We start from the raw sequence: 23167 nt of genomic DNA, 5'->3' as shown, positions 1-23167 counted from the left end.
TCGATCACCACACGTAGGCGAGGACTTCCCCACCCACGCCCTTCTTCTCGGCTTCGCGGTCCGTCAGGAGGCCCGACGACGTCGAGAGGATCGCCACGCCGAGGCCACCGAGGACCTGCGGGATCTCCGTCGACTTCGCGTAGACCCGGAGGCCCGGCTTCGAAACGCGCTTGATGCCGGCGATCGACCGCTCGCGGTCGGGACCGTACTTGAGGTCGATGGTCAGCGTCTGACCGACGCGTGCGTCCTCGACCTTCCAGTTGCTGATGTAGCCCTCGCGCTTGAGGATCTCAGCGATGTGCGTCTTGAGCTTGGAGCTCGGAAGCGACACGGCGTCGTGGTGCGCCGAGTTCGCGTTCCGCAATCTGGTCAGCATGTCTGCGACCGGATCGGTCATCGTCATGATGCGTATCCGTTCTCATCTGGTTTCCACACCCGTTCCACGAGTGCCGACCTGGATGATCGTGACCGCCGGATCCGGCGATCAGGGGCTGTGCGGGCGGCTGCCCGGACAGGTGTTCTCGCGCGGCGGGCCGGAGGGGTGTTCCCTCCGGCCCGGACCGCCCGAAGTAGCTTAGACCGTCTGCTCGTTGGAGCGGAACGGGAAGCCGAGCTGGCGGAGCAGCGCGCGACCCTCCTCATCGGTCTTGGCCGTGGTGACGACGGTGATGTCGAACCCGCGGACGCGATCGATGCGGTCCTGGTCGATCTCGTGGAACATGCTCTGCTCCGTGAGACCGAAGGTGTAGTTGCCGTTGCCGTCGAACTGCTGGTCGCTCAGACCGCGGAAGTCGCGGATGCGCGGCAGTGCGAGGCTGAGCAGCCGGTCGAGGAACTCCCACGCACGGTCGCCGCGAAGGGTGACGTGCGCACCGATCGCCTGGCCCTCGCGCAGCTTGAACTGCGCGATGGACTTGCGGGCCTTCGTGACCTGGGGCTTCTGACCGGTGATCGCGGTGAGGTCCTTGATCGCGCCCTCGATGATCTTCGAGTCACGCGCTGCCTCACCGACACCGCTGTTGACGACGACCTTCACAAGGCCGGGAACCTGGTGCACGTTCGTGTAGCCGAACTGCTCGGTCAGCGCCTTGGCGATCTCGTTCTTGTACTTCTGCTTGAGGCGCGGCTGGATGGTGCCAGTCGTCGCGGCAGTCGTGTCGCTCATTACAGGTCCTCACCCGACTTCTTGGCGAACCGGACCCGGACGGTCTTGGTCTCGCCGTTCTTCTCGACCGTGTCGAGACGGTGGCCGACACGCGTCGGCTTCTTGGTCTTCGGGTCGACGAGGGCGACGTTCGACACGTGGATCGGTGCCTCGTGCTGCTCGATCCCGCCGGTCTTCGATCCGCGCTGCGTCTGGCCCACACGCACGTGCTTCGTCGCGAAGTTGATGCCCTCCACGACCACGCGCTGCTCGCCCGGCAGCACCTCGATGACCTTGCCCTGCTTGCCGCGGTTCGCGCGGCTTCCCGAGATCACCTGGACGAGATCGCCCTTCTTGATCTTGGCCATGAGTCAGATCACCTCCGGTGCGAGCGAGATGATCTTCATGAACTTCTTGTCGCGAAGCTCGCGGCCGACCGGTCCGAAGATGCGCGTTCCGCGCGGGTCGCCGTCGGCCTTGAGGATCACTGCCGCGTTCTCATCGAACTTGATGTAGGAGCCGTCCTGACGACGGGTCTCCTTCTTGGTGCGAACGATGACCGCCTTGACGACGTCACCCTTCTTCACGTTGCCACCGGGGATCGCGTCCTTCACGGTCGCGACGATGACGTCGCCGAGGCCGGCGTATCGGCGACCAGAGCCTCCGAGCACGCGGATCGCGAGGATCTCCTTGGCGCCGGTGTTGTCGGCGACCTTGAGCCGGGATTCCTGCTGAATCACTGCTGTCTCCTATTTCTCAAGCGGGCCGCGGCCTACTTGGCCTTCTCGAGGATCTCGACCAGGCGCCAGCGCTTGGTGGCGCTGAGGGGACGGGTCTCGCTGATCACCACGAGGTCGCCGACACCGGCGGTGCCGAGCTCATCGTGGGCCTTCACCTTGGAGGTGCGACGGATGACCTTGCCGTACAGCGGGTGCTTCACGCGGTCTTCGACCTCGACGACGATGGTCTTGTCCATCTTGTCGCTCGTGACGTACCCACGGCGGGTCTTGCGGTAGCCGCGGACGACAGCCGCGGAGTCGACCTCGGTCTTCTTCTCGGTTGCCATTACTTCTCCTCGGCAGCGTCGGTCGTCGTGGCCTCAGCAGCGTCCGCCGCGGGGGCGGCCTTCTTGCTGGAGCGCTTGGCCTTCGCAGGCGCTTCGACGGGGGCGGGGGTGGCACGGATGCCGAGCTCACGCTCGCGCAGGACCGTGTAGATACGCGCGATGTCGCGCTTGACGGCACGGAGACGGCCGTGGCTCTCCAGCTGGCCGGTGGCCGACTGGAAGCGGAGGTTGAACAGCTCCTCCTTGGCCTTCTTCAGCTCGTCGACGAGGCGCTCGTCCTCGAACGTGTCGAGCTCGGTCGGACGGAGCTCCTTGGAACCGATCGCCATTATGCGTCGCCCTCCTCGCGCTTGATGATGCGTGCCTTGAGGGGCAGCTTGTGGATTGCACGGGTCAGCGCCTCACGAGCGATGTCCTCGTTCACACCGGACAGCTCGAAGAGCACACGACCCGGCTTGACGTTCGCGACCCACCACTCCGGCGAGCCCTTTCCGGAACCCATGCGGGTCTCGGCGGGCTTCTTCGTGAGGGGACGGTCCGGGTAGATGTTGATCCAGACCTTGCCACCACGCTTGATGTGACGGGTCATCGCGATACGAGCGGACTCGATCTGGCGGTTCGTCACGTAGGCCGGCGTGAGGGCCTGGATACCGAATTCACCGAAGGAGACCTTCGTGCCACCGGTCGCCTGGCCCGAGCGGGTCGGGTGGTGCTGCTTGCGGTGCTTGACTCGACGGGGGATAAGCATGCTTACGCCTCAACTCCTGCGCCGGCCGGCGCCTCCTGGGGGGCCTGCTCGCGGCGGTCGCCACGCTCCCCGCGACCCGGGCCACGACGGTCGCCGCGGCGCTCGGGACGGGACGAACGCTGGTTCGCCTGCTCGCGTGCGAGCTCCTTGTTGGTGATGTCGCCCTTGTAGATCCAGACCTTCACACCGATGCGACCGAACGTCGTACGGGCCTCGTAGAAGCCGTAGTCGATGTTCGCGCGGAGCGTGTGCAGCGGCACACGACCCTCACGGTAGAACTCCGAGCGCGACATCTCGGCGCCGCCGAGGCGACCGGACACCTGAATCCGAACGCCCTTGGCGCCGGCGCGCTGTGCGCCCTGCAGACCCTTGCGCATGGCGCGACGGAACGCGACACGGGCAGAAAGCTGCTCGGCGATTCCCTGGGCGACCAGCTGCGCCTCGGTCTCGGGGTTCTTGACCTCGAGGATGTTGAGCTGGATCTGCTTGCCGGTGAGCTTCTCGAGCTCGGCACGGATGCGCTCCGCCTCGGCGCCGCGGCGGCCGATCACGATGCCCGGGCGGGCGGTGTGAATGTCGACGCGAACGCGGTCACGCGTGCGCTCGAGTTCGATCTTGGCGACACCCGCGCGGTCGAGGGACTTCGACAGCATCCGACGGATCTTGACGTCCTCAGCCACGTAGTCGGCGTAGCGCTGACCCTTCTTCGTGCTGTCGGTGAACCAGTGCGAGACGTGGTCCGTGGTGATCCCGAGTCGGAAGCCGTACGGGTTGACTTTCTGGCCCATTACTTGCTCGCCTTCTTGCTCGTCGCGGCCACCTCGGCCTCGTCCGGGGTCGCGAGGACCACCGTGATGTGGCTGGTGCGCTTGTTGATTCGGAAGGCGCGTCCCTGCGCTCGCGGCTGGAACCGCTTCAGGGTCGTGCCCTCGTCGACGAACACGCGGCTCACGTAGAGGTCACGCTCGTCCAGGAAGCTGTTCGACGCGTCGGCCTTGACTCGCGCGTTCGCGATTGCCGAAGCGACCAGCTTGTACACGGGCTCCGAAGCCGCCTGCGGCGCGAACTTCAGGATGGCCAGCGCTTCGTGCGCCTGCTTGCCCCGGATCAGTTCGATGACGCGACGGGCCTTCTGAGGCGTGACGCGGATGTGTCGCACGCGTGCGATCGACTCCACCATTTCGTTCCTCCTCTGCGTCCCCGCGTTAGCGGCGACGGCCCTTCTTGTCGTCCTTCACGTGACCACGGAAGGTGCGGGTCGGCGCGAATTCGCCGAGCTTGTGGCCGACCATCGACTCGGTGACGAACACCGGGATGTGCTTGCGACCGTCATGCACCGCGATCGTGTGTCCGAGCATGTTCGGCACGATCATCGATCGGCGCGACCAGGTGCGGATCACGTTCTTGGTGTTCGCTTCGTTCTGCGCGACGACCTTGCGAAGCAGGTGCTCGTCGACGAAGGGGCCCTTCTTCAGACTGCGTGGCATCTTCTACAACTCCTACTTGCGCTTCTTACCGGCGTTGCGGCGGCGGACGATGAGCTTGTCGCTCGGCTTGTTCGGCTTGCGCGTCCGGCCTTCGGCCTGGCCCCACGGGCTCACGGGGTGACGGCCACCGGAGGTCTTGCCCTCACCACCACCGTGCGGGTGGTCGATCGGGTTCATCGCGACACCACGGACGGTCGGGCGAACGCCCTTCCAGCGCATACGGCCGGCCTTGCCCCAGTTGATGTTCGACTGCTCGGCGTTGCCGACCTCGCCGATGGTCGCGCGGCAGCGAGCGTCGACGTTGCGGACCTCGCCGGACGGCAGACGCAGCTGCGCGTAGGGGCCGTCCTTCGCGACGAGACGCACCGAGGCGCCCGCAGAGCGGGCGAGCTTGGCGCCGCCTCCCGGGCGAAGCTCGATCGCGTGCACGACCGTACCCACCGGGATGTTGCGGAGGGGCAGGTTGTTGCCCGGTTTGATGTCGGCGCCGGCACCCGACTCGACGACGTCGCCCTGCTTCAGGCGGTTCGGCGCGAGGATGTAGCGCTTCGTGCCGTCCACGAAGTGGAGGAGCGCGATGCGCGCGGTGCGGTTCGGGTCGTACTCGATGTGTGCGACCTTGGCGTCGATGCCGTCCTTGTCGTTGCGACGGAAGTCGATGACGCGGTACTGACGCTTGTGGCCACCGCCGATGTGACGCGTGGTGATCCGGCCGGAGCTGTTGCGGCCACCGGTCTTCGGCAGCGGACGCAGCAGCGACTTCTCGGGCGTGGACCGCGTGATCTCGGCGAAATCGGCGACGGACGAACCACGACGACCCGGGGTCGTCGGCTTGTAATTACGAATAGCCATGTTGTTCTTCCCTTGGTCCTCAGCCGACAGCCGTGAAGATGTCGATCGAACCGGACTTGAGCGTCACGATGGCGCGCTTGGTGTCCTTGCGCTTGCCGGTGCCGAAACGCGTGCGACGGGTCTTGCCAGCGCGGTTGAGCGTGTTCACGCCAGCGACCTTGACGTCGAAGATCTTCTCGATCGCGAGCTTGATCTCGGTCTTGTTCGCCCGGGTGTCCACCACGAAGGTGTACTTGCCCTGGTCGATGAGGCCGTAGCTCTTCTCCGACACGACCGGCGCGATGATGATGTCGCGCGGATCCTTGTTGAAGCCGCTCATGCGGTGATCTCCTTCTCCGTCTTCGACGCGACGAACGCGTCGAGAGCGCTCTTGCTGAACACGATGTCGTCGGAGACGAGGACGTCGTAGGCGTTCAGCTGGCCGAACGTGAGCGCGTGCACGTGCGGCAGGTTGCGGACACTCTTCAGCGAGAGCTCGTCGGCGGCCTCGAGGACGACCAGGACCTTCTTGTTCGGCGTGATCTTCTCGATGAGCGTGCGAGCGGTCTTCGTCGAAGGCGCCTCCGCAGCGACGAACGCCTCGACCGCGTGGATGCGGCCGCCGCGAGCACGGTCGGACAGGGAGCCGAGCAGTGCCTTCGCGATCATCTTCTTCGGGGTGCGCTGCGCGTAGTCGCGCGGGGTCGGTCCGTGGACGACGCCACCGCCGGTGTGCTCCGGCGCGCGGACGGAACCCTGACGGGAACGGCCGGTGCCCTTCTGCTTGAAGGGCTTGCGACCGGCGCCGCGGACCTCGCCGCGGTTCTTGGTCTTGTGGGTGCCCTGGCGTGCCGCCGCGCGCTGCGCGGTGACGACCTGGTGGATCAGTGCGACGTTGGTCTCGACGTCGAAGATCGAGGCGGGGAGCTCGACCGTGCCGGACTTGGCGCCCGACGCGTCGAGCACGTCGATCGTGGTTGCAGTCGTGGTGGCCATGCTCACTTACCCTTCACGGCGGTGCGGACGAAGACGGTACGACCGCGAGCCCCGGGAACCGCACCCTTGACGAGCAGCAGGTTCTTGTCGGCGTCGACGGCGTGAACCGTGAGGTTGAGGACGGTCACGCGCTCGCCGCCCATGCGACCGGCCATGCGCATGCCCTTGAAGACACGCGACGGGGTCGACGAAGCGCCGATCGAGCCGGGCTTGCGGTGGTTGCGGTGCGCACCGTGCGATGCGGAAACACCCTGGAAGTTGTGGCGCTTCATGACACCGGCGAAGCCCTTGCCCTTGCTGGTGCCGACGACGTCGATCTTCTGCCCTGCTTCGAACGTGTCGACCGCGAGCTCCTGGCCCAGCGTGTAGTCGGCGGCGTCTGCGGTGCGGACCTCGGTCAGCGTGCGGCGCGGCGTGACGCCGGCAGCCTCGAAGTGGCCGGAGGCGGGCTTGTTCACCTTGCGCGGGTCGATCGCACCGGCAGCGATCTGGACGGCTTCGTAGCCGTCCTTCTCAACGGTGCGGATCTGCGTCACGACGTTCGGGATGACCTCGATCACGGTGACGGGGATGAGCTTGTTGTTCTCGTCCCATACCTGGGTCATGCCGAGCTTCTTGCCGAGCAGGCCCTTGACGGTCTTGGTTGCGATTGCCATCAGTGTCGCCCCCTTACAGCTTGATCTCGATGTTGACGTCGGCCGGCAGGTCGAGACGCATGAGCGAGTCGACGGCCTTCGGCGTCGGGTCCACGATGTCGATGACGCGCTTGTGCGTGCGCTTCTCGAAGTGCTCGCGGGAGTCCTTGTACTTGTGGGGCGAACGGATCACGACGACCACGTTCTTCTCGGTGGGGAGCGGCACCGGGCCGACCACGGTCGCGCCGGCACGGGTCACCGTGTCAACGATCTTGCGCGCCGACGTGTCGATGACCTCGTGGTCGTACGACTTCAGCCGGATGCGGATCTTCTGTCCCGCCATGTGTCTCTTGTTCCTCTCTGCGCCGCGCACCCTCTGGCCGCCTGACGCCGTCCTGCTCCGTTCGCACGTGCAGGACTGTTTGCCTGAATCACCGGCCGCATCTTGCGAGATGACCGCTGTTCTCCTATGAACCCGCCCGCAGGCGGACATATCGGCTCCGGAGGCGTGCCACACCCTGATCGGCACGTGGCCGTCTCACAGGTGGCTGGCCGTCACGGCTGTGGACACCGAGGTGACCACATGTCGATCCGACACCGCCCGAGGTGGAGTCGATTGTGTTCTGCTGCCCGCGGCCCAGGCGCTGCCGTCAACGACAACCGGAGTTGCGCGCGGGGCCTGTGCACTGCCAGGGCAGTGATCCGGAGGGCGCGAACGCCCTCGGAATTTGGAACCGGACTATCCTCGCATAGCGCTGGTATCCGTGCAACCCGGGCGTGTCGCGGTCGGGCGGAGTGTTGTCACACTGCTGTGGCAGGGACGAACCACGGCGGGAACACGGCAACGCGTGGGGGCGTTGCACCCGCAGCCGCGAGCGTGCGGCGTGCGACTTCGCGGCTGCGCTCGTTCGCCACGCCGACGACAGCCACACTGGACAGTGGGACAGGCGTTGCGCTGAGGAGTTCGACGCTCTGCAGCTCGGGGTCTGTGAGACGGGCGCGGCGCAGGAGGCTGCCAACAGCCTCCCGACCGGTTGCGAAGCGGACACCGGGGTCGATGGCGTTGCCGTCTGCGAGTGCGACGGCGTCGTCGAATGCGGTGGTCGGGACGACGAGGATCACGAAGTCGGTAGCGCGGCTCGCACGCGCTGCGTCGGACCAGAGGGGGCTGTCCGCGCCGCTGCGGACGGCTTCCCAGGCGAGGGCGTCCGGTGTGAGCGCGAAGGGGACGTAGTCGATGACAGCCGTTCCTTCGGGCACGGTGACGTTCCGGCGCGCGCCGACGAGCTCGACGGACGCGACGTCGATGGATGGCGCGGCAGCGCTCCGCGGAAGCAGCGCGCCTGCGGCGACGATGGCCGGCAGATTGTCGATGTGCGTGAAGTGGTGCGCTCGCAGCGACGCGAAGGCGCGCGCAGCGGCGGCGGGGCTCTCCGGCTTCCGCGACCCACCGCGGCTCGCGGCCGACGAGGCGGTGCCCGCGGCTGGACCGCTGGGCGACCGCAGCGACGACGTGGCGCGCGGGCGACGCGGTGTCGGCGCAGGAGTCGCTGCTGGCTCGGCGGGACGACGGGGCGAGCAGATGTCGCAGAGTTCGGTCGGGAAGCCGTGGATGCACTCGTCCGTCACGTGGATCAACCGTACGTCATCGCTGACACCGCTCGCGACCAGACCTCAGCGATAGAGGAGGGCGCGAACCTCGGCCTCTGCCGAGCGCAGCCTGGTGGGGTCGATCGTTTCGCCGTGGCGGTACGCCTCGAGGAGGCGCGGGTCGACGTAGCTCGCCCGTGCCACCGATGGTGTGTTCCCGAGCACCTCGCTCGCCGCGCGGATCGCGTGGGAGATCGCTTTGTCCGCGGCAGTCTTCGACGACTTGGGGCCGGTCGTTGCGAGATCGATCGCCGCTGCGACGGTGCCGTGCAGCGTCCGGAAGTCTTTCGCGGTGAAGATGTCGCCCGCGCGCTCCTTGATGTATTCGTTGATGTCCTCGGCGGACAGTGGGAGCCACTCCGCGCCGCGACGAGGCCGGTACGCCAGCAGCCGCGCGTTGGCTCCGCGCCGCTGCATGCCCCGAACCACGTGGGCGAGGTCGTGATCGCGAATGGTCGAGGACCACTCCTGCCCGCTTTTCGCCGGGAAGTTCAGGTCGATCAGGTCGCCCGAGACGTGCACGTGCGCGCACAGCAGCGTCGAGAGGCCGCGGCTTCCGTGCTCGGTCGCGTACCGCTCCGATCCGACGCGGAGCGATCCCTGGTCGAGCATTCTGAACGCCGCAGCAAGACCGCGCAGTTCGTCGGGTTCGGGTCGACGAAGGTCCATGGTCACCTGCCGGCGTGCGGCGGGCAGGGACTCCGCGAGCGCGAGCGCTCGGTCGTACTTGATGCGGTCCATGCGCTCGCGCCAGGACGGGTGGTACATGTACTGCCGTCTGCCTGCCCCGTCGAGGCCGGTGGCAAGGATGTGACCGTTCGTGTACGGGGAGATCCACACGTCGGTCCAGGCGGGCGGGATGACGAGCTCTTCGAACCAGGCACGGAGCGCTTGATCGGTGACGGTGTTGCCGTCCGGGTCGCGGTAGGTGAACCCGGTTCCGGCACGCTCACGGTGGTAGCCCTTCCCGGAGGAATCGGATCGACGGAGGCGCGGCACGATTCGATCTAATCGGAAGCGCGCTGCACGGGGCGCCATGCGCGGTCCGCGGACAATGCGCGCGGTTCGCGGACAATGCGGCAGTCGTGCGCGACGCGACGAGCATGCGAAAAGCGGGGCCGACCCCGAAGGGCCGACCCCGCTTGAGCGGTAACCGGAGTTACTTGATGATGGTCTCGACCGTACCGGCGCCGACCGTGCGGCCACCCTCGCGGATGGCGAAGCGGAGGCCCTCTTCCATGGCGATCGGCTGGATGAGCTCGACGGTCATGGACGTGGTGTCACCGGGCATGACCATCTCGGTGCCCTCGGGCAGGGAGATGACGCCGGTGACGTCCGTGGTGCGGAAGTAGAACTGCGGACGGTAGTTCGCGAAGAACGGGTTGTGACGACCGCCCTCTTCCTTGGTCAGGATGTACGCGTTCGCGGTGAACTGGGTGTGCGGGGTGACCGAACCCGGCTTCACGACGACCTGGCCGCGCTCGACCTCTTCGCGCTTGGTACCGCGGAGGAGGAGACCGGTGTTGTCACCGGCGACCGCCGAATCGAGCAGCTTGCGGAACATCTCGATGCCGGTGACGGTGGTCTTCTGCGTCGGGCGGATGCCGACGATCTCGACCTCTTCGTTCACCTTGAGCGTGCCACGCTCGACACGGCCGGTGACGACTGTTCCACGACCGGTGATCGTGAAGACGTCCTCGATCGGCATGAGGAAGGGCTGGTCGGTGGCGCGCACCGGGTCCGGCACGTTGTCATCGACGGCCTGCATGAGCTCGGCAACCGAGTCGACCCACTTGGCGTCGCCCTCGAGCGCCTTGAGCGCCGAGACCTTGACCACGGGGGCGTCGTCGCCGGGGAACTCCTGCGAGCTCAGGAGCTCGCGGACCTCGAGCTCGACGAGCTCCAGGATCTCCTCATCGTCGACCATGTCGGCCTTGTTGAGCGCGACGACGATGTAGGGGACGCCAACCTGGCGGGCGAGGAGCACGTGCTCACGCGTCTGCGGCATCGGGCCGTCGGTGGCGGCGACGACGAGGATCGCACCGTCCATCTGGGCCGCACCGGTGATCATGTTCTTCACGTAGTCGGCGTGACCAGGAGCGTCGACGTGCGCGTAGTGGCGCTTGTCGGTCTGGTACTCGACGTGCGAGATGTTGATCGTGATACCGCGCTGACGCTCCTCAGGAGCGTTGTCGATCTGCGCGAAGTCGCGGGCCTCGTTCAGGTCCGGGAACTTGTCGTGCAGAACCTTGGTGATCGCCGCCGTGAGCGTGGTCTTGCCGTGGTCGACGTGACCGATCGTTCCGATGTTGACGTGCGGCTTGGTCCGCTCGAACTTGGCCTTGGCCACTGTGGGTCCTCCTCAGGACTCGGATGCAGTTCCCCGGATTGGTGCCCCGGGGAGTGCGGGTGTGTGTGTCTACTGTAGTTGGTGGCGGAGGGGCCGTCGCCGACCGCCCCCGCCTGTGGAGTGGGGCCCACCGCTCATCGAGCGGTGGAGGACCTCACTCCCCCTTGCTCTTCTGGATGATCTCGTCGGCGACGTTCCGCGGGACCTCGTTGTAGGTCTCGAACGTCATCGAGTAGACCGCCCGACCGGAGGTCTTGGAGCGGAGGTCGCCGACGTAGCCGAACATCTCCGACAGCGGCACGCTCGCGCGAACCACCTTGACGCCGGATGCGTCCTCCATCGACGAGATCTGCCCACGACGGGAGTTCAGGTCGCCGATGACGTCGCCCATGTACTCCTCGGGCGTGCGCACCTCTACCGCCATGATCGGCTCGAGGAGCACGGGACCGGCCTTCCGGGCGGCCTCCTTGTACGCCATCGAACCGGCGATCTTGAACGCCATCTCGGACGAGTCGACGTCGTGCGACTGACCGTCCAGGAGGCTCGCCTTCACACCGACGGTCGGGAACCCTGCGAGAACACCGACCTGCATGGCGTCCTGGATGCCGGCGTCCACCGAAGGGATGTACTCGCGAGGGACGCGTCCACCGGTGACCTTGTTCTCGAACTCGTAGACCTTCTCCGCCGTGACGGGGATCGGCTCGAGCGCGATCTGCACCTTCGCGAACTGACCGGAACCGCCGGTCTGCTTCTTGTGGGTGTAGTCGTAGCGGTCGACCGGCTTCGTGAGGGTCTCGCGGTAGGCGACCTGCGGCTTGCCGACGTTCGCCTCGACCTTGAACTCGCGCTTCATCCGGTCGACCAGGATGTCGAGGTGGAGCTCGCCCATGCCCTTGATCGTGGTCTGGCCGGTCTCGGCGTTGAGCTCGACGCGGAACGTCGGGTCCTCTTCGGCGAGCTTTTGGATCGCGGTGGAGAGCTTCTCCTGGTCGGCCTTGGTGTTCGGCTCGATCGCGACCTCGATCACGGGCTCCGGGAACGTCATCGACTCGAGGACGATCTGGTGGTCCGGGTCGCACAGGGTGTCGCCGGTCGTGGTGTCCTTCAGGCCGATCACCGCGTAGATGTGGCCGGCGGTGACGTTGTCCACCGGGTTCTCCTTGTTGGAGTGCATCTGGAAGATCTTGCCGATGCGCTCCTTCCGGCCCTTGGTCGAGTTGATGACCTGCGAGCCGGACTCGATCGTTCCCGAGTACACCCGCACGTAGGTGAGGCGGCCGAAGAACGGGTGCACGGCGACCTTGAACGCGAGCGCCGAGAACGGCTCCGACGCGTCCGCCTTGCGGTGGAGGATGATCTCCTCGTCCTTGACGTCGTGGCCAGACACGTCGGGCACGTCGACCGGCGACGGCAGGTAGTCGATCACGGCGTCGAGCATCGGCTGCACACCGCGGTTCTTGAACGCGGAGCCGCAGAGCACCGGGTAGAGCTCGGAGTTGATCGTGAGCTTCCGGATGGCGCCCTTGATCTCGGCGACGGAGAGCTCCTCGCCGTTGAAGAACTTCTCGAGCAGCGCGTCGTCGGACTCGGCGACTCGCTCGACGAGCTTCGCGCGGTACTCGTCCGCCTTGTCGCGGAGGTCCGCGGGGATCTCCTGCGTCTCGTAGGAGGCGCCCATGGTCACGTCACCCTTGGCGTCGCCGGGCCAGACCTTCGCGTTCATCTCGACGAGGTCGATCACGCCGACGAAGTCGTTCTCGGCGCCGATGGGGAGCTGGATGACCAGCGGCTCGGCACCGAGGCGGTTGATGATCGTGTCGACGGTGAAGTAGAAGTCCGCGCCGAGCTTGTCCATCTTGTTCACGAAGCAGATGCGGGGAACGTCGTACTTGTCGGCCTGTCGCCAGACGGTCTCGGACTGCGGCTCGACACCTTCCTTGCCGTCGAAGACGGCAACGGCACCGTCGAGCACGCGGAGCGAGCGCTCGACCTCGACCGTGAAGTCGACGTGGCCGGGCGTGTCGATGATGTTGATCTGGTTCTTGTTCCAGAAGCAGGTCGTCGCGGCCGACGTGATCGTGATGCCGCGCTCCTGCTCCTGCGCCATCCAGTCCATCGTCGCGGCGCCGTCGTGGACCTCACCGATCTTGTGCGTGATGCCCGTGTAGAACAGGATGCGCTCGGTGGTCGTGGTCTTGCCGGCATCGATGTGCGCCATGATGCCGATGTTGCGGACCTTGTTCAGGTCGGTGAGCACGTCCTGTGCCACAGGGTTCCTCCGAAAAAGTTGTAGGAGAGGTTGGCGTCCGTCCGGGCGTCGGGGTTCTTGACCGCCGACGCCCGGACGCTGCCGGTACTACCAGCGGTAGTGGGCGAAGGCCTTGTTCGACTCGGCCATCTTGTGGGTGTCCTCGCGGCGCTTGACCGCAGCACCCAGACCGTTCGAGGCGTCGAGGATCTCGTTCATGAGACGCTCGGTCATCGTCTTCTCACGGCGGGCCTTGGCGTACGAGGTGAGCCAGCGGAGCGCGAGCGTGTTCGCGCGGTGCGGCTTGACCTCGACGGGGACCTGGTAGGTCGAACCGCCGACGCGGCGGCTGCGAACCTCGAGGGTGGGGCGCACGTTGTCGAGCGCCTTCTTCAGGGTTGCGACGGCGTCCTGGCCGTTCTTCGCCGAGACGCCCTCGAGGGCGCCGTAGACGATGCGCTCAGCGAGACCCTTCTTGCCGTCCAGCAGGATCTTGTTGACGAGCTGGCTGACAACCGGGGCGCCGTACACCGGGTCGGCGACGACGGGGCGCTTGGGGGCTGGTCCTTTACGAGGCATTGATCTCAGCCCTTCTTCGCGCCGTAGCGGCTGCGCGCCTGCTTACGGTTCTTGACGGCCTGGGTGTCGAGCGCACCGCGGACGATCTTGTAGCGGACACCGGGGAGGTCCTTCACACGACCGCCACGGACGAGCACCATCGAGTGCTCCTGAAGGTTGTGGCCCTCGCCGGGGATGTAAGCGGTGACCTCGGTGCCGTTCGAGAGCTTGACACGAGCGACCTTGCGCAGTGCCGAGTTCGGCTTCTTCGGGGTGGTGGTGTACACGCGCGTGCACACGCCACGCTGCTGGGGGTTCGCCTTGAGTGCCGGCGCCTTGGTCTTGACGACCTTGGGCGTCCGGCCCTTGCGAACCAGCTGCTGAATAGTAGGCAACTACTGCTCCTGGTTCTTGTCTCGTATCTCCGGCCGGCGCTCTCCGCCGGCTTCCTCGTCCCATGACGAACGAGCAGGACACGGAATCGTGTCGCCGTTCGACTGCTTGCCGATCGCGCCTGTCAGGGCCGACCTGCAGCCAATGCCCGCTCGCGCGGCAGGTCCGCGAAGGCGGACGCATCTGGGACGGAAGTCGTCCGTTCCGGTGTGATGCGGACGGACATTTGGGCACGCCGTATGGCGCACACTCGGAAAATCGTACTCGGGGGAGTGCGCGAAATCAACCGAGGCCATGCGGGTCCGACCCGCGTGCACCCTGCGGGGGCGCCCCGTTTCGGTGCGAGCGATCGGCGTGCCGACTGACGGCGACGGCGCCGACGACAACAGCGAAACCGATGATCACTGTGCCGATGACGAACGGCCCCAGTGCGTAGCCGGCCGGGAACACGACGAGATCGGCGACGTTGCCGGTGATCATCGTGTAGCCGAATGATCCGACGAGCAGCATGACCAGGTACCCCAGGGCCGCGGCGACGAGCCCCGAGACGATCGGGTTGCCGCGACGGGCGCCTCCCGCGGTCGTGAAGAAGACGACCGCCGCGACGGACGTGACCATCGACGGCCCGAGGTATGGAGTCGCGTCAGGCTCCCGGATGGGGTCAACCCCACTGAACAGCGCCTCGAACCCGGTGACGGCGACAACGAGCGCGATGAAGAGCGACACCGCCATCACTGCGAGCAGCCACCGGGACATGCGGGCCACTGTAGTCCGCGCCGCTGCTCCGCAGCGCCGCTCCGCCGCCGCGCCGCTGGCGTCAGCCGTGCGCTGCAGCGGTCGCGGTCGCCGCCGGCACCGACGAGCCGCCGGTCGCGGCCGTCGTGCTGGCCCCGGTCACCGAGGTGGTGTCGATCACGTAGATGTACCCGCTCAGCGACCAGGACTGGGCGCCCGCACTGCTCGACGATCCGGATCCGGTGGTCTGCGACAGGGTGTCGATGAGGAACAGGCGCTGTCCGGACTGGATCGCCTTCACGAATGCCACGCCCTTGTCATAGGACGGCGCGTCGAACGCGATGGTGACAGAAATCAGATTGAAGTTGGCGGCCGTGATGGACGGATTCGTGTACGGAGCCGCTGCGGCCGGTGTCGCGGGTGCGGCGGGTGCTGCGGAGGCAGAAGCGGACGCCGACGCTGTGGGTGCGGGCGTCGCGGAGGTGCCGGACGCGGCTGACGAGGACGAGCCTCCGGAGGCGCCGGCGGGGGGCGCGTAGGCCTGGACGGTGCCGTACGTGATGGAAGAGATGGTGGTGCCGGCTGCGGCGTTCACCGTGTTGATCTCGCGGGTGAAGAGGTCGGTGCTCGCGGTCGTAGGAATTGACTGCTCGAGCGCCGCGAGCGCGGCCTGCGACTGCGGAAGCTGCTTGTAGTCCTGCTCCAACTGGACGAGGGCTGCCTGGTTCTGCGCATTCGTGGACTGGATGGAGGCGCGCTGCAAGTCATTCGCGGCAGTTGCCGAGAGCGCCGGCTGCACTCCGACGAACCAGGCCCCGGCGAGGACGACGACGGCTGCGACGATCGCGATGACGAGGGAGAGCGTGTGCTTGTTCATCGGGTCAGCCCTTCGTCTTGTATTTGTTGTCGAAGGCGTCGGCGTTGATGTCGAACGCGATGTGCGCCTGATAGGCGGTCGGTCCGCTCGAGGATGAGCCGCCGGTGATGGACGTGATGCTCAGGTTCGAGGCGCCGGTGATCTGCCCGAGTGCGGCGGTCCAGTCCGGCACCGCCGGGATCGAGGAGCTGCTCACCGTCAGGTCGATTGTCGCAACCCGCGCTTTGTCGAGCGGAGCCGCCGACTGGCCGAAGGCCGCGATGGGCGACGACGACGTGATGCTGATGTTCGTGATGGAGACGCCGGCCGGCAGTGCGGCTGCGATCCTGGTGAGATACGTCGACCAGTCGATCTCTTCGCCTCCGCCCACGCCCTGTGCGGCCTGGAGCAGCGCGACCTCTCGATGGAGCACACGGACGTTCGCGTACTGCACCTGCTGCTGCAGGATGGAGGTGCCCTGGTTCTCGTCGAGGCCGAGCTTCACGGCGGATTGCACAGCGCCGATGGTGGCGGCGCCAACACCGAGGCCGGCGATGACGACGACGACGATCACGCCGAGCCAGGCGCGTCGGGCGATTGCCCGGGCACGCCGCTCGACATGCACCTCGGTGGGGAGCAGATCGACGCGGGGTTCCCGGCCGACCAGCTGGAATTGCTGCGCCCGGGCTTGACGTGGCTGCTTGGGATTCTTGCCCGCCGACCCACGGCCGGCTCCGGGCGGCACCGGCGGCTGCGGCGGGATCGCGTCCTTCGAGCCGCGCGCCTTTTTCACGCGCGGGGCTGCCGCGGTGCGGCGCCGCTGGTCCTTGATGACCTTGGTCTCTACCTTGCTCATGCCGCCCTGCTTCCGATAGCGAGCCCGTAGGCCACGGCGATGGAGTCGCCTCGGGCGGCGAGCTCGTCGCGCTGAACCGACCGCGCCAGGGCTGCGCCGCTGAACGCCTGGCCGTGCATCACGGGGATTCGCGTGTATTCGGCAAGCGCGTCGGCGAACCCGGTGAGGCGAGCACCGCCTCCAGAGATGACGATCTGGGAGACCGGCTCGCCGTTGTGGGTGTTGACGAAGTAGTTGATGGTGTTGCGGAGGCTCGCCAGCAGCTCGTTGACGAGCTCGCGGCTGATCGCGACAGCCCGCGCATCGTCAGCGGTTTTCGCGCCGGTGCCGATGCCGAGGTAGCGCTTGACGGCCTCGGCCTCCTGCGGAGCGATGTCAAGGCGCGCACTCAGCGCCTTGGTGATGTCGCTGCCGCCGGTCGGGATGATGCGCACGAACTGGGGAAGCCCGTTGCGGGCGATGACGACGTTCGTCGTGTCGGCGCCGAGCTCGATGAGTGCGACCGTTCCGGGGATCTGCTGTCGTGTAACGAGGACTCGGCTGAGCGCGAACGGGATGAGGTCGACGCCGGCGGGGTTGAGCCCGGCCGACTGGACGGCCTTCACGTTCGCGAGGACGGCGTCTTTGATGGCTGCGATGAGCAGGCCGTGGACGACGGGGCCGTTCTCAGCCATGCTCTCGCCGGTGGGGTAGAAGTCGAGGATCGCGTCGATCACGGGGACGGGCAGCATGTCCTGCACCTGGAAGGGCAGCGATTCGCGGATCTGAGCGAGCGGCGCGCGCGGCACAGTGAGGTCGCGGGAGAGGACGCGCTGGTTTCCCATGCCGAGGACGACGTCACGGGATCGGAACCGCCCGATCGACCAGAGCTCTTTCAGTGCTCCGGCGACGGTGTTCGGTTCGAGGACCTCGCCACGGCTGACCGAGCCGGGGGGCGTCGGGACCTCCGCGAAGCGGACGACGGTCGGCTTGCCGCGGTCGGCGTCAGCGACTTCGACCGCTCGGATCGAGGTGCCCGCCAGGTCCACGCCGACGATGCTCTTGCCCATGGGACTGCTTTCCGTGATGAGCGCTGGTCAGGCCAGGCCGAGGGTTGCGAGGTAGGTGGTCCAGACGGCTGAGCCGACGAGGACGCCGATCCATGCGCCGATGAGCATGGATGGGCCGAACGGGATGCCACCGCGCCAGCTCGCGCGGCGGAGAAGCATGAGGACGAGCGCGAAGATACCGCCGACGAGAAATGCGCCGAAAGCACCCACTGCGAGGGGTCCCCATCCGAGGTACGCCAGCGCCAGGCCGAGGACACCGGCGAGTTTGACGTCGCCGAGACCCATTCCGCCCGGGACAGCGATGGCGAGGACCAGGTAGACCGCGCCGAGGATCGCGGCCCCGATGACCCCGCGGACGAAGGCACCCCAGTCGTCGGTGAGTGCGGACGCGACAGCGAGCAGGACGCCGATGACGACGTAGGACGGGTAGGTGATGGCGTTCGGCAATCGATGCGTGTCGACGTCGATCAGCGCCAGTGCGACGCTGATCGCCATCAGGTATAGGAATGCCACGAGCGTGACGAGCGCCGCGACGAGGCTCGTACCGCTGCCGGTCGGCCAGAACCGTACCGCGACCACGACGAACAGGAGGCCCGTCGCCAGTTCCACGAGCGGGTACCGCGACGAGATGGGTGCGTTGCAGTCACGACACTTGCCCCGGAGGACGAGCCACGACAGCACCGGGATGTTGTCGTAGCCGCGGATGTGCTGCCCGCACTTCGGGCATGCGCTCGGCGGCGCGACGATCGAGATGCCCGCTGGCACGCGGTAGACGACGACGTTGAGGAACGAGCCGATCAGGAGGCCGAACACGCCTCCCAGCGTGGCGATCACCGTTTCGATTCCGGCTGTCGCGATCATCGGCACACTCCCGCGGTCGTCAAGCAGTTGAGGGAGGCATCGTATGCGGGCTGCACCTCGACCTCGGTCGTGATTCCGTAGCTTGTGGAGACCGGCTGGAGGAACTTCGGCGGTGCAGTGACCTGCAGGCGATTGTCGTACGCGTAGTTCTTCGAGTACCCGGAATAGATGGAGCTGCCGCCGGTCGCGACCGGGCCACGCCAGTTCTGCGCGATCGATCCGACGACGGTGAGCGTTCCGAGCGCGCCATACCCCTGGACGTCGTAGTTCTGCACCCAGAACGTGCCAGCATTGCTCGCGACTGCCGCGTCGATGGTCCGGTTGCTTCCCGGGCTCTGTATGGGCGCGACGCCATTGCAGCCACTGCTGCCGGAGGGGTATACGCAGTACGTCGGGTTGTAGACCTCGACCGCGTTCTGGCCGACCAGGCCAAGGATGTCCTTCGTCGGGTCGTCATAGGTGATGTCGCCGGTCACCCAGACCGTGCCGGACGACGCGATGGTCATCGCGCCCCCGAAGCCGCCGCTCACGAACACGTCTCCGGTCGTGCAGTTGTAGACGGACGACGCGGGTGCTTGGTAGTAGCCCCCGTTGTTCAGCCACTCGTTCGAGGCGGGAAAGCCGACGCCGTTGCTGTAGTTGCTCGTGTTGCTGGTGCGGACAGCCCCACGGTTGGTGAAGCTGACCTGCGTGTTGCAGTACGTGTTTGCGTAGCCGGTGGGGAGAGACGACCCCCAGTAGTTGACGTTCGACGGGTTGTTGGTCTGCGGGACGTCTTGTACGTACATGAGATTCGTCGGGATGGTCGGGATGGTCGCGCCCGCCGCGCTCTGCAGGTCGCTGATCGCACCGCACTCCCCCTGTGCGCTCACGCTGTTCGCGCTCGAGGCGCTCACCGCGCCGGAAGTCGAGTTGACGGTGATCTGCGTGGCGCGCGTCCAGGGCGACCACACCGTCATCGTGCCATCGCCATTGAATCGGACTTTCGTCGGGCCGGTGTAGAGGCACCCGGGGCGCGGGACGATGCTCGGTTCGTCCGTTCGCGCCTCCTGGGCCATGTTGCTGTTGAGGGCGGGCATGTCCAGCGAGGGCGCGCTGACGGGATTGCCTCCGTTGAACCGGGACGACGTGCAGCCGCCTGGAGTCAGGACGTTGCCGTCGTGGTCTTCAACCTGGCCGTTGAAGGTCGCTCCGCACGAGGTGAAGTCGTCGTTCGTCCGAATCGGGCCGTTCAGCACGTCTCGGGTCGCAAACTGCACCGGCGTGCATTTGTTCGACGTGGAGCTCCACTGGTAGTCCACCGTGCAGTTCCCGCTGGGAATGATGTTGGGATCCGACGACTCGTAGTTTGTGAAGTAGAGGTAGTTGATGAAGCCGTCGCCCTTGAGATTGGCAACGAGGCTTCGGGTTGTCGAGCCACTCTTGCCGGTCACGCGCACCTTCAGAATCCCCTGGGACGAGAACTTCGAGTTGTCGACCTCGTAGTGGAACCATTCGTCAGTGGTGGCGGGTACGGCCACCCAGCCGGTGAACGCCGTGTTTCCGTTGTCTCCGGAGAAGGTCGACCCGCTGGTGCTACTGAAGTTCGCCGTTGAACCGGTGCTCCCGAATTGCTCGTAGCTGTTGTTGTTCGAGATCTTCGATTGGTAGTCCGCAAGGCCGGCATAGGCGGCGGCCATGGCGTTCTGGTAGTTGCGGTCGCTTGCTGACTTGACCGCCCCGGAGGTAGACAGCGCGAGCAGGCCCGCAACGACGGTCATCAGGACCGTGCCGAAGATGATCACGTTCGCGAGGACCATGCCGCGCTCGTCGTCCGCCGCGCGGTGGAAACGGCTCCAGAATCGTCGTGTCATGGGGAAGGACTCGCTGTCGTTGCGGAGTAGCCGACGTTGAAGAGGTACAGCGTGCTCTGGATGTGGGTATCGCCGGCAGTCCCCGCTGTGGTGGATCCCACCTCGAGGTTGACCTGCACCGCACGAATGAGACCGAGACCGGTGCCAGGCGACGCGAGCGCATTTCCGTTCGCGTCGAGGTAGGTGAAGAGCGATGTGCCGTCGCTGGTGGGTGAAGCGATCGGTCCGCCGAGGACCACCGTCCGGTCTGGTGCCGTCGTGTAACTGTTGAACGTGAAGTACCCGCCGGTCGAGCTCGCGATGTTCCAGATCTTCTCGACGAGATTGTTGGAACCGTCGAGCGTGTATTCGACCTGGACGGGTTGCGTGACCGTGCCGTTCGTCAGATTGACGTACGCGTAGAAGACGAGGTCGGTGGGCTTCGCGACTTCCACCGCGGCGACCGGGGACCCACCGCTCACGGGAAGGACGGTGGCCGCGTGCACGTACTGCGTCATCGCGTCCATCATGTTCGAGGCCTGCCGGATGCTCGTCTCGCTTGTCGAGTCGGTCTTCGCCGCTTTGGTGGATGCAATGAAAAAGCCGCCGACCGCGATGATGATGATGATCGACATGCTCATGGCCACCATGAGCTCGATGAGGGTCAGACCCCGCTCGTCTCGGTGAAACCGCCGCAGGAGGGGCCCGGTCATGAGGTCTGCCCCCGGGGGTCGAGCATGACCGTCCAACCCGTGAGCGAGGAACCGCTGACGGTGCCCGGGCTGACGGTGTTCACATTGGTTCCGCCCAGCACGCTGAGCACCGTGCCCGTCAGGCTCGTGGAGTACTGCAGTGACCACGTGCCGAATGGCAATGCAAAGGTCTCGTTGGCCGCCGTGATGCGCGGGAACCGCAGCGTCATACCCGCCGAACACCCGGGATCTCCAGAGTTCGACGCGGGGGTTGTGGTCGTCGCAACGAGCCACGAACCAACGCTGAGTCCCGAGACACTGAAAACGCCCATCATGATCGGGCTGGTTGTCACCGTCGTCTGCCCGGGGGATGTGCCGATCGGTGTCACGGGCGTGCCAACCTGCCCGGACGCATTCGGGACGGTCCATTGCGCCGGGTTCGGGCTGAGACAATTCGTTGAGCCGGGGTTCCCGTTGTACGTGCCCGCGTACATGGTGTAGCTCGGGAACGGGAAGACGGTCATCGACTCGCTCGTCGCCGAGGTGACAACGGTGTTCCCCCACGGCGTCATTGTCGAATACTGTCCGGTGGAGTAGAGCGTCGTCGGCATGCTGATCGGGAGGATCGCACCGCCCGATGCGTACGTGGTCGTGATCGTCGCCGCCTGGTCGTAGGTGAAGGACACGAATGTGCTTCCACCCGCGACGACGGTCTTCGACGGGATCGGTGCCGGCGGCGAGACCGCGGACTGCTTTGTATCGATGCCGCCTGGTGCAGTTGCGGTGACCGTGTAGGTACCGGGGTGAACGTTCGTCGCGATCGAGCACCCGGAGCTGTTCGTGACCGGAGGCTGTGTCGCGAGCGCCGCGCCGCCACCGCCACTCACGGGCGTGATCGCAATCGTGACGCCGGCGTTCCCGGTCCCCGCTGCATTCAGCACGGAGATCGTGATGGTGCCGTCACCGGGAATCGACACGGCGGATGGCGGCGCGATCGACGACGTCATCGTCGTCGACAAGGAGGCGCCGTGGCCACCTGACCACGACACCGTCTCAGCGACGTTCTTGTAGGCCAGCTCCGAGGAGCTCGATCCGCACGCGCTGAGGGTGCCGTCGCTCGAGACCCAGTTCGCCGACCGATTGACCGTGTATGTCACGCCTCCGACGAGCTTCGTGTAGGAGGTCGAGACCACGTTCTGGACGCCGGTCGCGGACAGCGCTGCGAGCTGCCGCATCTGGTCGATGTCCTGCGATGCCAGGGCGACAGCGGTCTCGCGACCCCGGCTCGACTGCGTCAGCTGCAACGCATTGGTAATGCCGTACGCGATGCCGATCGACATGATCGCGAACACCATCATGGCGACCATGACCTCGATGACCGTGAAGCCGGCCTCGCCCTCGCGGTGGTCGCGGGGCCGAAGGACGGTGCCAAGTCGACGGATCATGCTCACCTCCTCGGGTGGCTCGAGCGATGTTCGAACGTTCGACCCGAAGGGGCGGGGCGCTCACGATGGTGAGAACGCCCCGCCCCTCAGGTGCGTATGGGAAGGCTTAGCTGCAGGGTGTGGTCGTCACGCCGCTCGAGGCCGTCGCGTAGTAGGTGCCGCCGCCCACGCTGGTCCCAGTGATGCAGAACCCGGACGTCGCGCTCGTCGCGTACTTGAGTTCCTTGGTGTTCTGGCTAAAGGTCGCACCCGCGCCAGCCCAGTCAGCCGGGCTTGAGCCCGCAGAGGGCATCCCCGAAGCACCCGACGCTGCCGTCCAGTCGATCCCGCTCGGCAGACCGCCGTTCTGGGTCTGCAAGCTCACGACGGCGGTCTTGAGGTTCGCAACGTCGGACTGCGTGTTCGAGTTCTTCGCGTTGTTCTGAACACCGAGGTACACGGGGATTGCGATCGCGGCGAGGATGCCGATGATGATCACGACGACGAGGAGCTCGATCAGGGTGAATCCCTTTTCGGCATCCTCGGTCAGGTTCTGACGGCGAGCGTTGAGCTTGCCCATAAGACGGAAGTACATTTTCATTCCTTCGGGAAATGTGGTTTGGGGTGTGGGGGCTTGCTCGCCGCCGAGACCAAGCGTATTGGCACCCTTTTCTCGGCAGAATCCCGAGAACGGGGGTAATCCGGATAGCGAAATGCCCCCAGAACCGGGGGGTTTTGGGGGCAAACTACCCCCGC

General features: G+C 66.2%; 30 protein-coding genes. All 30 read right to left on the bottom strand.

The window, feature by feature from the left end:
* Positions 1–4 precede the first annotated feature (4 nt).
* Positions 5–403, bottom strand: coding sequence for a 30S ribosomal protein S8 (gene rpsH / locus CAM01S_RS06200; RefSeq protein WP_066517792.1), 399 nt, complete (start codon positions 401–403; stop codon positions 5–7).
* Between the two features lie 171 nt (positions 404–574).
* Positions 575–1165, bottom strand: a complete 591-nt coding sequence (rplE, locus tag CAM01S_RS06195) for a 50S ribosomal protein L5 (RefSeq protein ID WP_066517784.1) — start codon at positions 1163–1165, stop codon at positions 575–577.
* Positions 1165–1512, bottom strand: a complete 348-nt coding sequence (gene rplX / locus CAM01S_RS06190) for a 50S ribosomal protein L24 (protein ID WP_066517781.1) — start codon at positions 1510–1512, stop codon at positions 1165–1167. Before rplX ends, rplE begins: the two co-directional genes overlap by 1 nt.
* A 3-nt stretch (positions 1513–1515) precedes the next feature.
* Complete coding sequence (rplN, locus tag CAM01S_RS06185) at positions 1516–1884, bottom strand: 50S ribosomal protein L14 (protein WP_066517778.1); 369 nt, start codon at positions 1882–1884, stop codon at positions 1516–1518.
* Positions 1885–1916: 32 nt separating this feature from the next.
* Complete coding sequence (rpsQ, locus tag CAM01S_RS06180) at positions 1917–2210, bottom strand: 30S ribosomal protein S17 (RefSeq protein WP_066517774.1); 294 nt, start codon at positions 2208–2210, stop codon at positions 1917–1919.
* A complete protein-coding gene (rpmC, locus tag CAM01S_RS06175) occupies positions 2210–2539 on the bottom strand; it encodes a 50S ribosomal protein L29 (protein ID WP_066517760.1) in 330 nt (109 codons plus the stop codon). The genes rpsQ and rpmC overlap by 1 nt, the downstream gene beginning before the upstream one ends.
* Positions 2539–2958: a 50S ribosomal protein L16 gene (gene rplP / locus CAM01S_RS06170; RefSeq protein WP_066517758.1), complete on the bottom strand. Its 420-nt coding sequence runs from the start codon at positions 2956–2958 to the stop codon at positions 2539–2541. Before rplP ends, rpmC begins: the two co-directional genes overlap by 1 nt.
* Before the next feature lie 2 nt (positions 2959–2960).
* Positions 2961–3746, bottom strand: coding sequence for a 30S ribosomal protein S3 (rpsC, locus tag CAM01S_RS06165; protein ID WP_066517756.1), 786 nt, complete (start codon positions 3744–3746; stop codon positions 2961–2963).
* Complete coding sequence (rplV, locus tag CAM01S_RS06160) at positions 3746–4138, bottom strand: 50S ribosomal protein L22 (RefSeq protein ID WP_066517751.1); 393 nt, start codon at positions 4136–4138, stop codon at positions 3746–3748. The genes rpsC and rplV overlap by 1 nt, the downstream gene beginning before the upstream one ends.
* Positions 4139–4163: 25 nt before the next feature.
* Complete coding sequence (gene rpsS / locus CAM01S_RS06155; RefSeq protein ID WP_066517750.1) at positions 4164–4445, bottom strand: 30S ribosomal protein S19; 282 nt, start codon at positions 4443–4445, stop codon at positions 4164–4166.
* A gap of 12 nt (positions 4446–4457) precedes the next feature.
* Positions 4458–5297 (bottom strand): 50S ribosomal protein L2, encoded by an 840-nt coding sequence (gene rplB / locus CAM01S_RS06150; RefSeq protein WP_066517749.1) that lies wholly within the window; start codon positions 5295–5297, stop codon positions 4458–4460.
* 19 nt (positions 5298–5316) lie between these two features.
* Positions 5317–5616 carry a 50S ribosomal protein L23 gene (gene rplW / locus CAM01S_RS06145; RefSeq protein ID WP_066517741.1) on the bottom strand — a complete coding sequence of 100 codons (300 nt, stop codon included), beginning with the start codon at positions 5614–5616 and terminating at the stop codon, positions 5317–5319.
* The gene (rplD, locus tag CAM01S_RS06140) at positions 5613–6272 is read right to left on the bottom strand and encodes a 50S ribosomal protein L4 (protein ID WP_066517739.1); all 660 of its coding nucleotides are present in this window, start codon (positions 6270–6272) and stop codon (positions 5613–5615) included. The genes rplW and rplD overlap by 4 nt, the downstream gene beginning before the upstream one ends.
* Before the next feature lie 2 nt (positions 6273–6274).
* Positions 6275–6928: a 50S ribosomal protein L3 gene (gene rplC / locus CAM01S_RS06135; protein ID WP_066517736.1), complete on the bottom strand. Its 654-nt coding sequence runs from the start codon at positions 6926–6928 to the stop codon at positions 6275–6277.
* A 13-nt stretch (positions 6929–6941) separates the two neighbouring features.
* On the bottom strand, positions 6942–7250 hold the full coding sequence (gene rpsJ, locus CAM01S_RS06130; RefSeq protein WP_055950912.1) for a 30S ribosomal protein S10: 309 nt from the start codon (positions 7248–7250) through the stop codon (positions 6942–6944).
* A gap of 458 nt (positions 7251–7708) precedes the next feature.
* Entirely contained in the window at positions 7709–8536 is an 828-nt protein-coding gene (locus CAM01S_RS06125; protein ID WP_066517733.1) for a DarT ssDNA thymidine ADP-ribosyltransferase family protein, read from the bottom strand.
* A 45-nt stretch (positions 8537–8581) separates the two neighbouring features.
* Positions 8582–9556: a DNA topoisomerase IB gene (locus CAM01S_RS06120; protein ID WP_245631553.1), complete on the bottom strand. Its 975-nt coding sequence runs from the start codon at positions 9554–9556 to the stop codon at positions 8582–8584.
* 160 nt (positions 9557–9716) lie between these two features.
* Complete coding sequence (gene tuf / locus CAM01S_RS06115) at positions 9717–10907, bottom strand: elongation factor Tu (RefSeq protein ID WP_066517728.1); 1191 nt, start codon at positions 10905–10907, stop codon at positions 9717–9719.
* 154 nt (positions 10908–11061) lie between these two features.
* Positions 11062–13176 carry an elongation factor G gene (gene fusA, locus CAM01S_RS06110; protein WP_066517725.1) on the bottom strand — a complete coding sequence of 705 codons (2115 nt, stop codon included), beginning with the start codon at positions 13174–13176 and terminating at the stop codon, positions 11062–11064.
* A gap of 87 nt (positions 13177–13263) precedes the next feature.
* Complete coding sequence (rpsG, locus tag CAM01S_RS06105) at positions 13264–13734, bottom strand: 30S ribosomal protein S7 (RefSeq protein WP_066517722.1); 471 nt, start codon at positions 13732–13734, stop codon at positions 13264–13266.
* Positions 13735–13739: 5 nt separating this feature from the next.
* Positions 13740–14108, bottom strand: a complete 369-nt coding sequence (gene rpsL / locus CAM01S_RS06100) for a 30S ribosomal protein S12 (RefSeq protein WP_066517721.1) — start codon at positions 14106–14108, stop codon at positions 13740–13742.
* 280 nt (positions 14109–14388) lie between these two features.
* Entirely contained in the window at positions 14389–14862 is a 474-nt protein-coding gene (locus tag CAM01S_RS06095) for a DUF6121 family protein (protein WP_066517719.1), read from the bottom strand.
* A 61-nt stretch (positions 14863–14923) separates the two neighbouring features.
* Positions 14924–15718, bottom strand: a complete 795-nt coding sequence (locus CAM01S_RS06090) for a hypothetical protein (protein WP_066517718.1) — start codon at positions 15716–15718, stop codon at positions 14924–14926.
* A gap of 4 nt (positions 15719–15722) precedes the next feature.
* Entirely contained in the window at positions 15723–16553 is an 831-nt protein-coding gene (locus CAM01S_RS06085) for a hypothetical protein (RefSeq protein WP_066517716.1), read from the bottom strand.
* Positions 16550–17602 (bottom strand): type IV pilus assembly protein PilM, encoded by a 1053-nt coding sequence (gene pilM, locus CAM01S_RS06080; protein ID WP_066517713.1) that lies wholly within the window; start codon positions 17600–17602, stop codon positions 16550–16552. The genes CAM01S_RS06085 and pilM overlap by 4 nt, the downstream gene beginning before the upstream one ends.
* Positions 17603–17629: 27 nt before the next feature.
* Positions 17630–18463: a prepilin peptidase gene (locus tag CAM01S_RS06075; protein ID WP_066518670.1), complete on the bottom strand. Its 834-nt coding sequence runs from the start codon at positions 18461–18463 to the stop codon at positions 17630–17632.
* Complete coding sequence (locus CAM01S_RS06070) at positions 18460–20316, bottom strand: hypothetical protein (RefSeq protein WP_066517708.1); 1857 nt, start codon at positions 20314–20316, stop codon at positions 18460–18462. Before CAM01S_RS06070 ends, CAM01S_RS06075 begins: the two co-directional genes overlap by 4 nt.
* Positions 20313–21008, bottom strand: coding sequence for a prepilin-type N-terminal cleavage/methylation domain-containing protein (locus CAM01S_RS14815; RefSeq protein ID WP_066517705.1), 696 nt, complete (start codon positions 21006–21008; stop codon positions 20313–20315). Before CAM01S_RS14815 ends, CAM01S_RS06070 begins: the two co-directional genes overlap by 4 nt.
* Positions 21005–22432, bottom strand: coding sequence for a prepilin-type N-terminal cleavage/methylation domain-containing protein (locus CAM01S_RS06060; protein ID WP_066517703.1), 1428 nt, complete (start codon positions 22430–22432; stop codon positions 21005–21007). The genes CAM01S_RS14815 and CAM01S_RS06060 overlap by 4 nt, the downstream gene beginning before the upstream one ends.
* A 106-nt stretch (positions 22433–22538) precedes the next feature.
* Positions 22539–23006: a type II secretion system protein gene (locus tag CAM01S_RS15195; RefSeq protein WP_083527796.1), complete on the bottom strand. Its 468-nt coding sequence runs from the start codon at positions 23004–23006 to the stop codon at positions 22539–22541.
* Positions 23007–23167: the final 161 nt, after the last annotated feature.

Source organism: Curtobacterium ammoniigenes NBRC 101786, from assembly GCF_001571045.1.
In the GTDB taxonomy this organism is placed as follows: Bacteria; Actinomycetota; Actinomycetes; order Actinomycetales; family Microbacteriaceae; genus Curtobacterium; species Curtobacterium ammoniigenes.
Note: the sequence above shows the minus strand (reverse complement) of the source record. Positions and strands in the feature narration are given on the sequence as shown.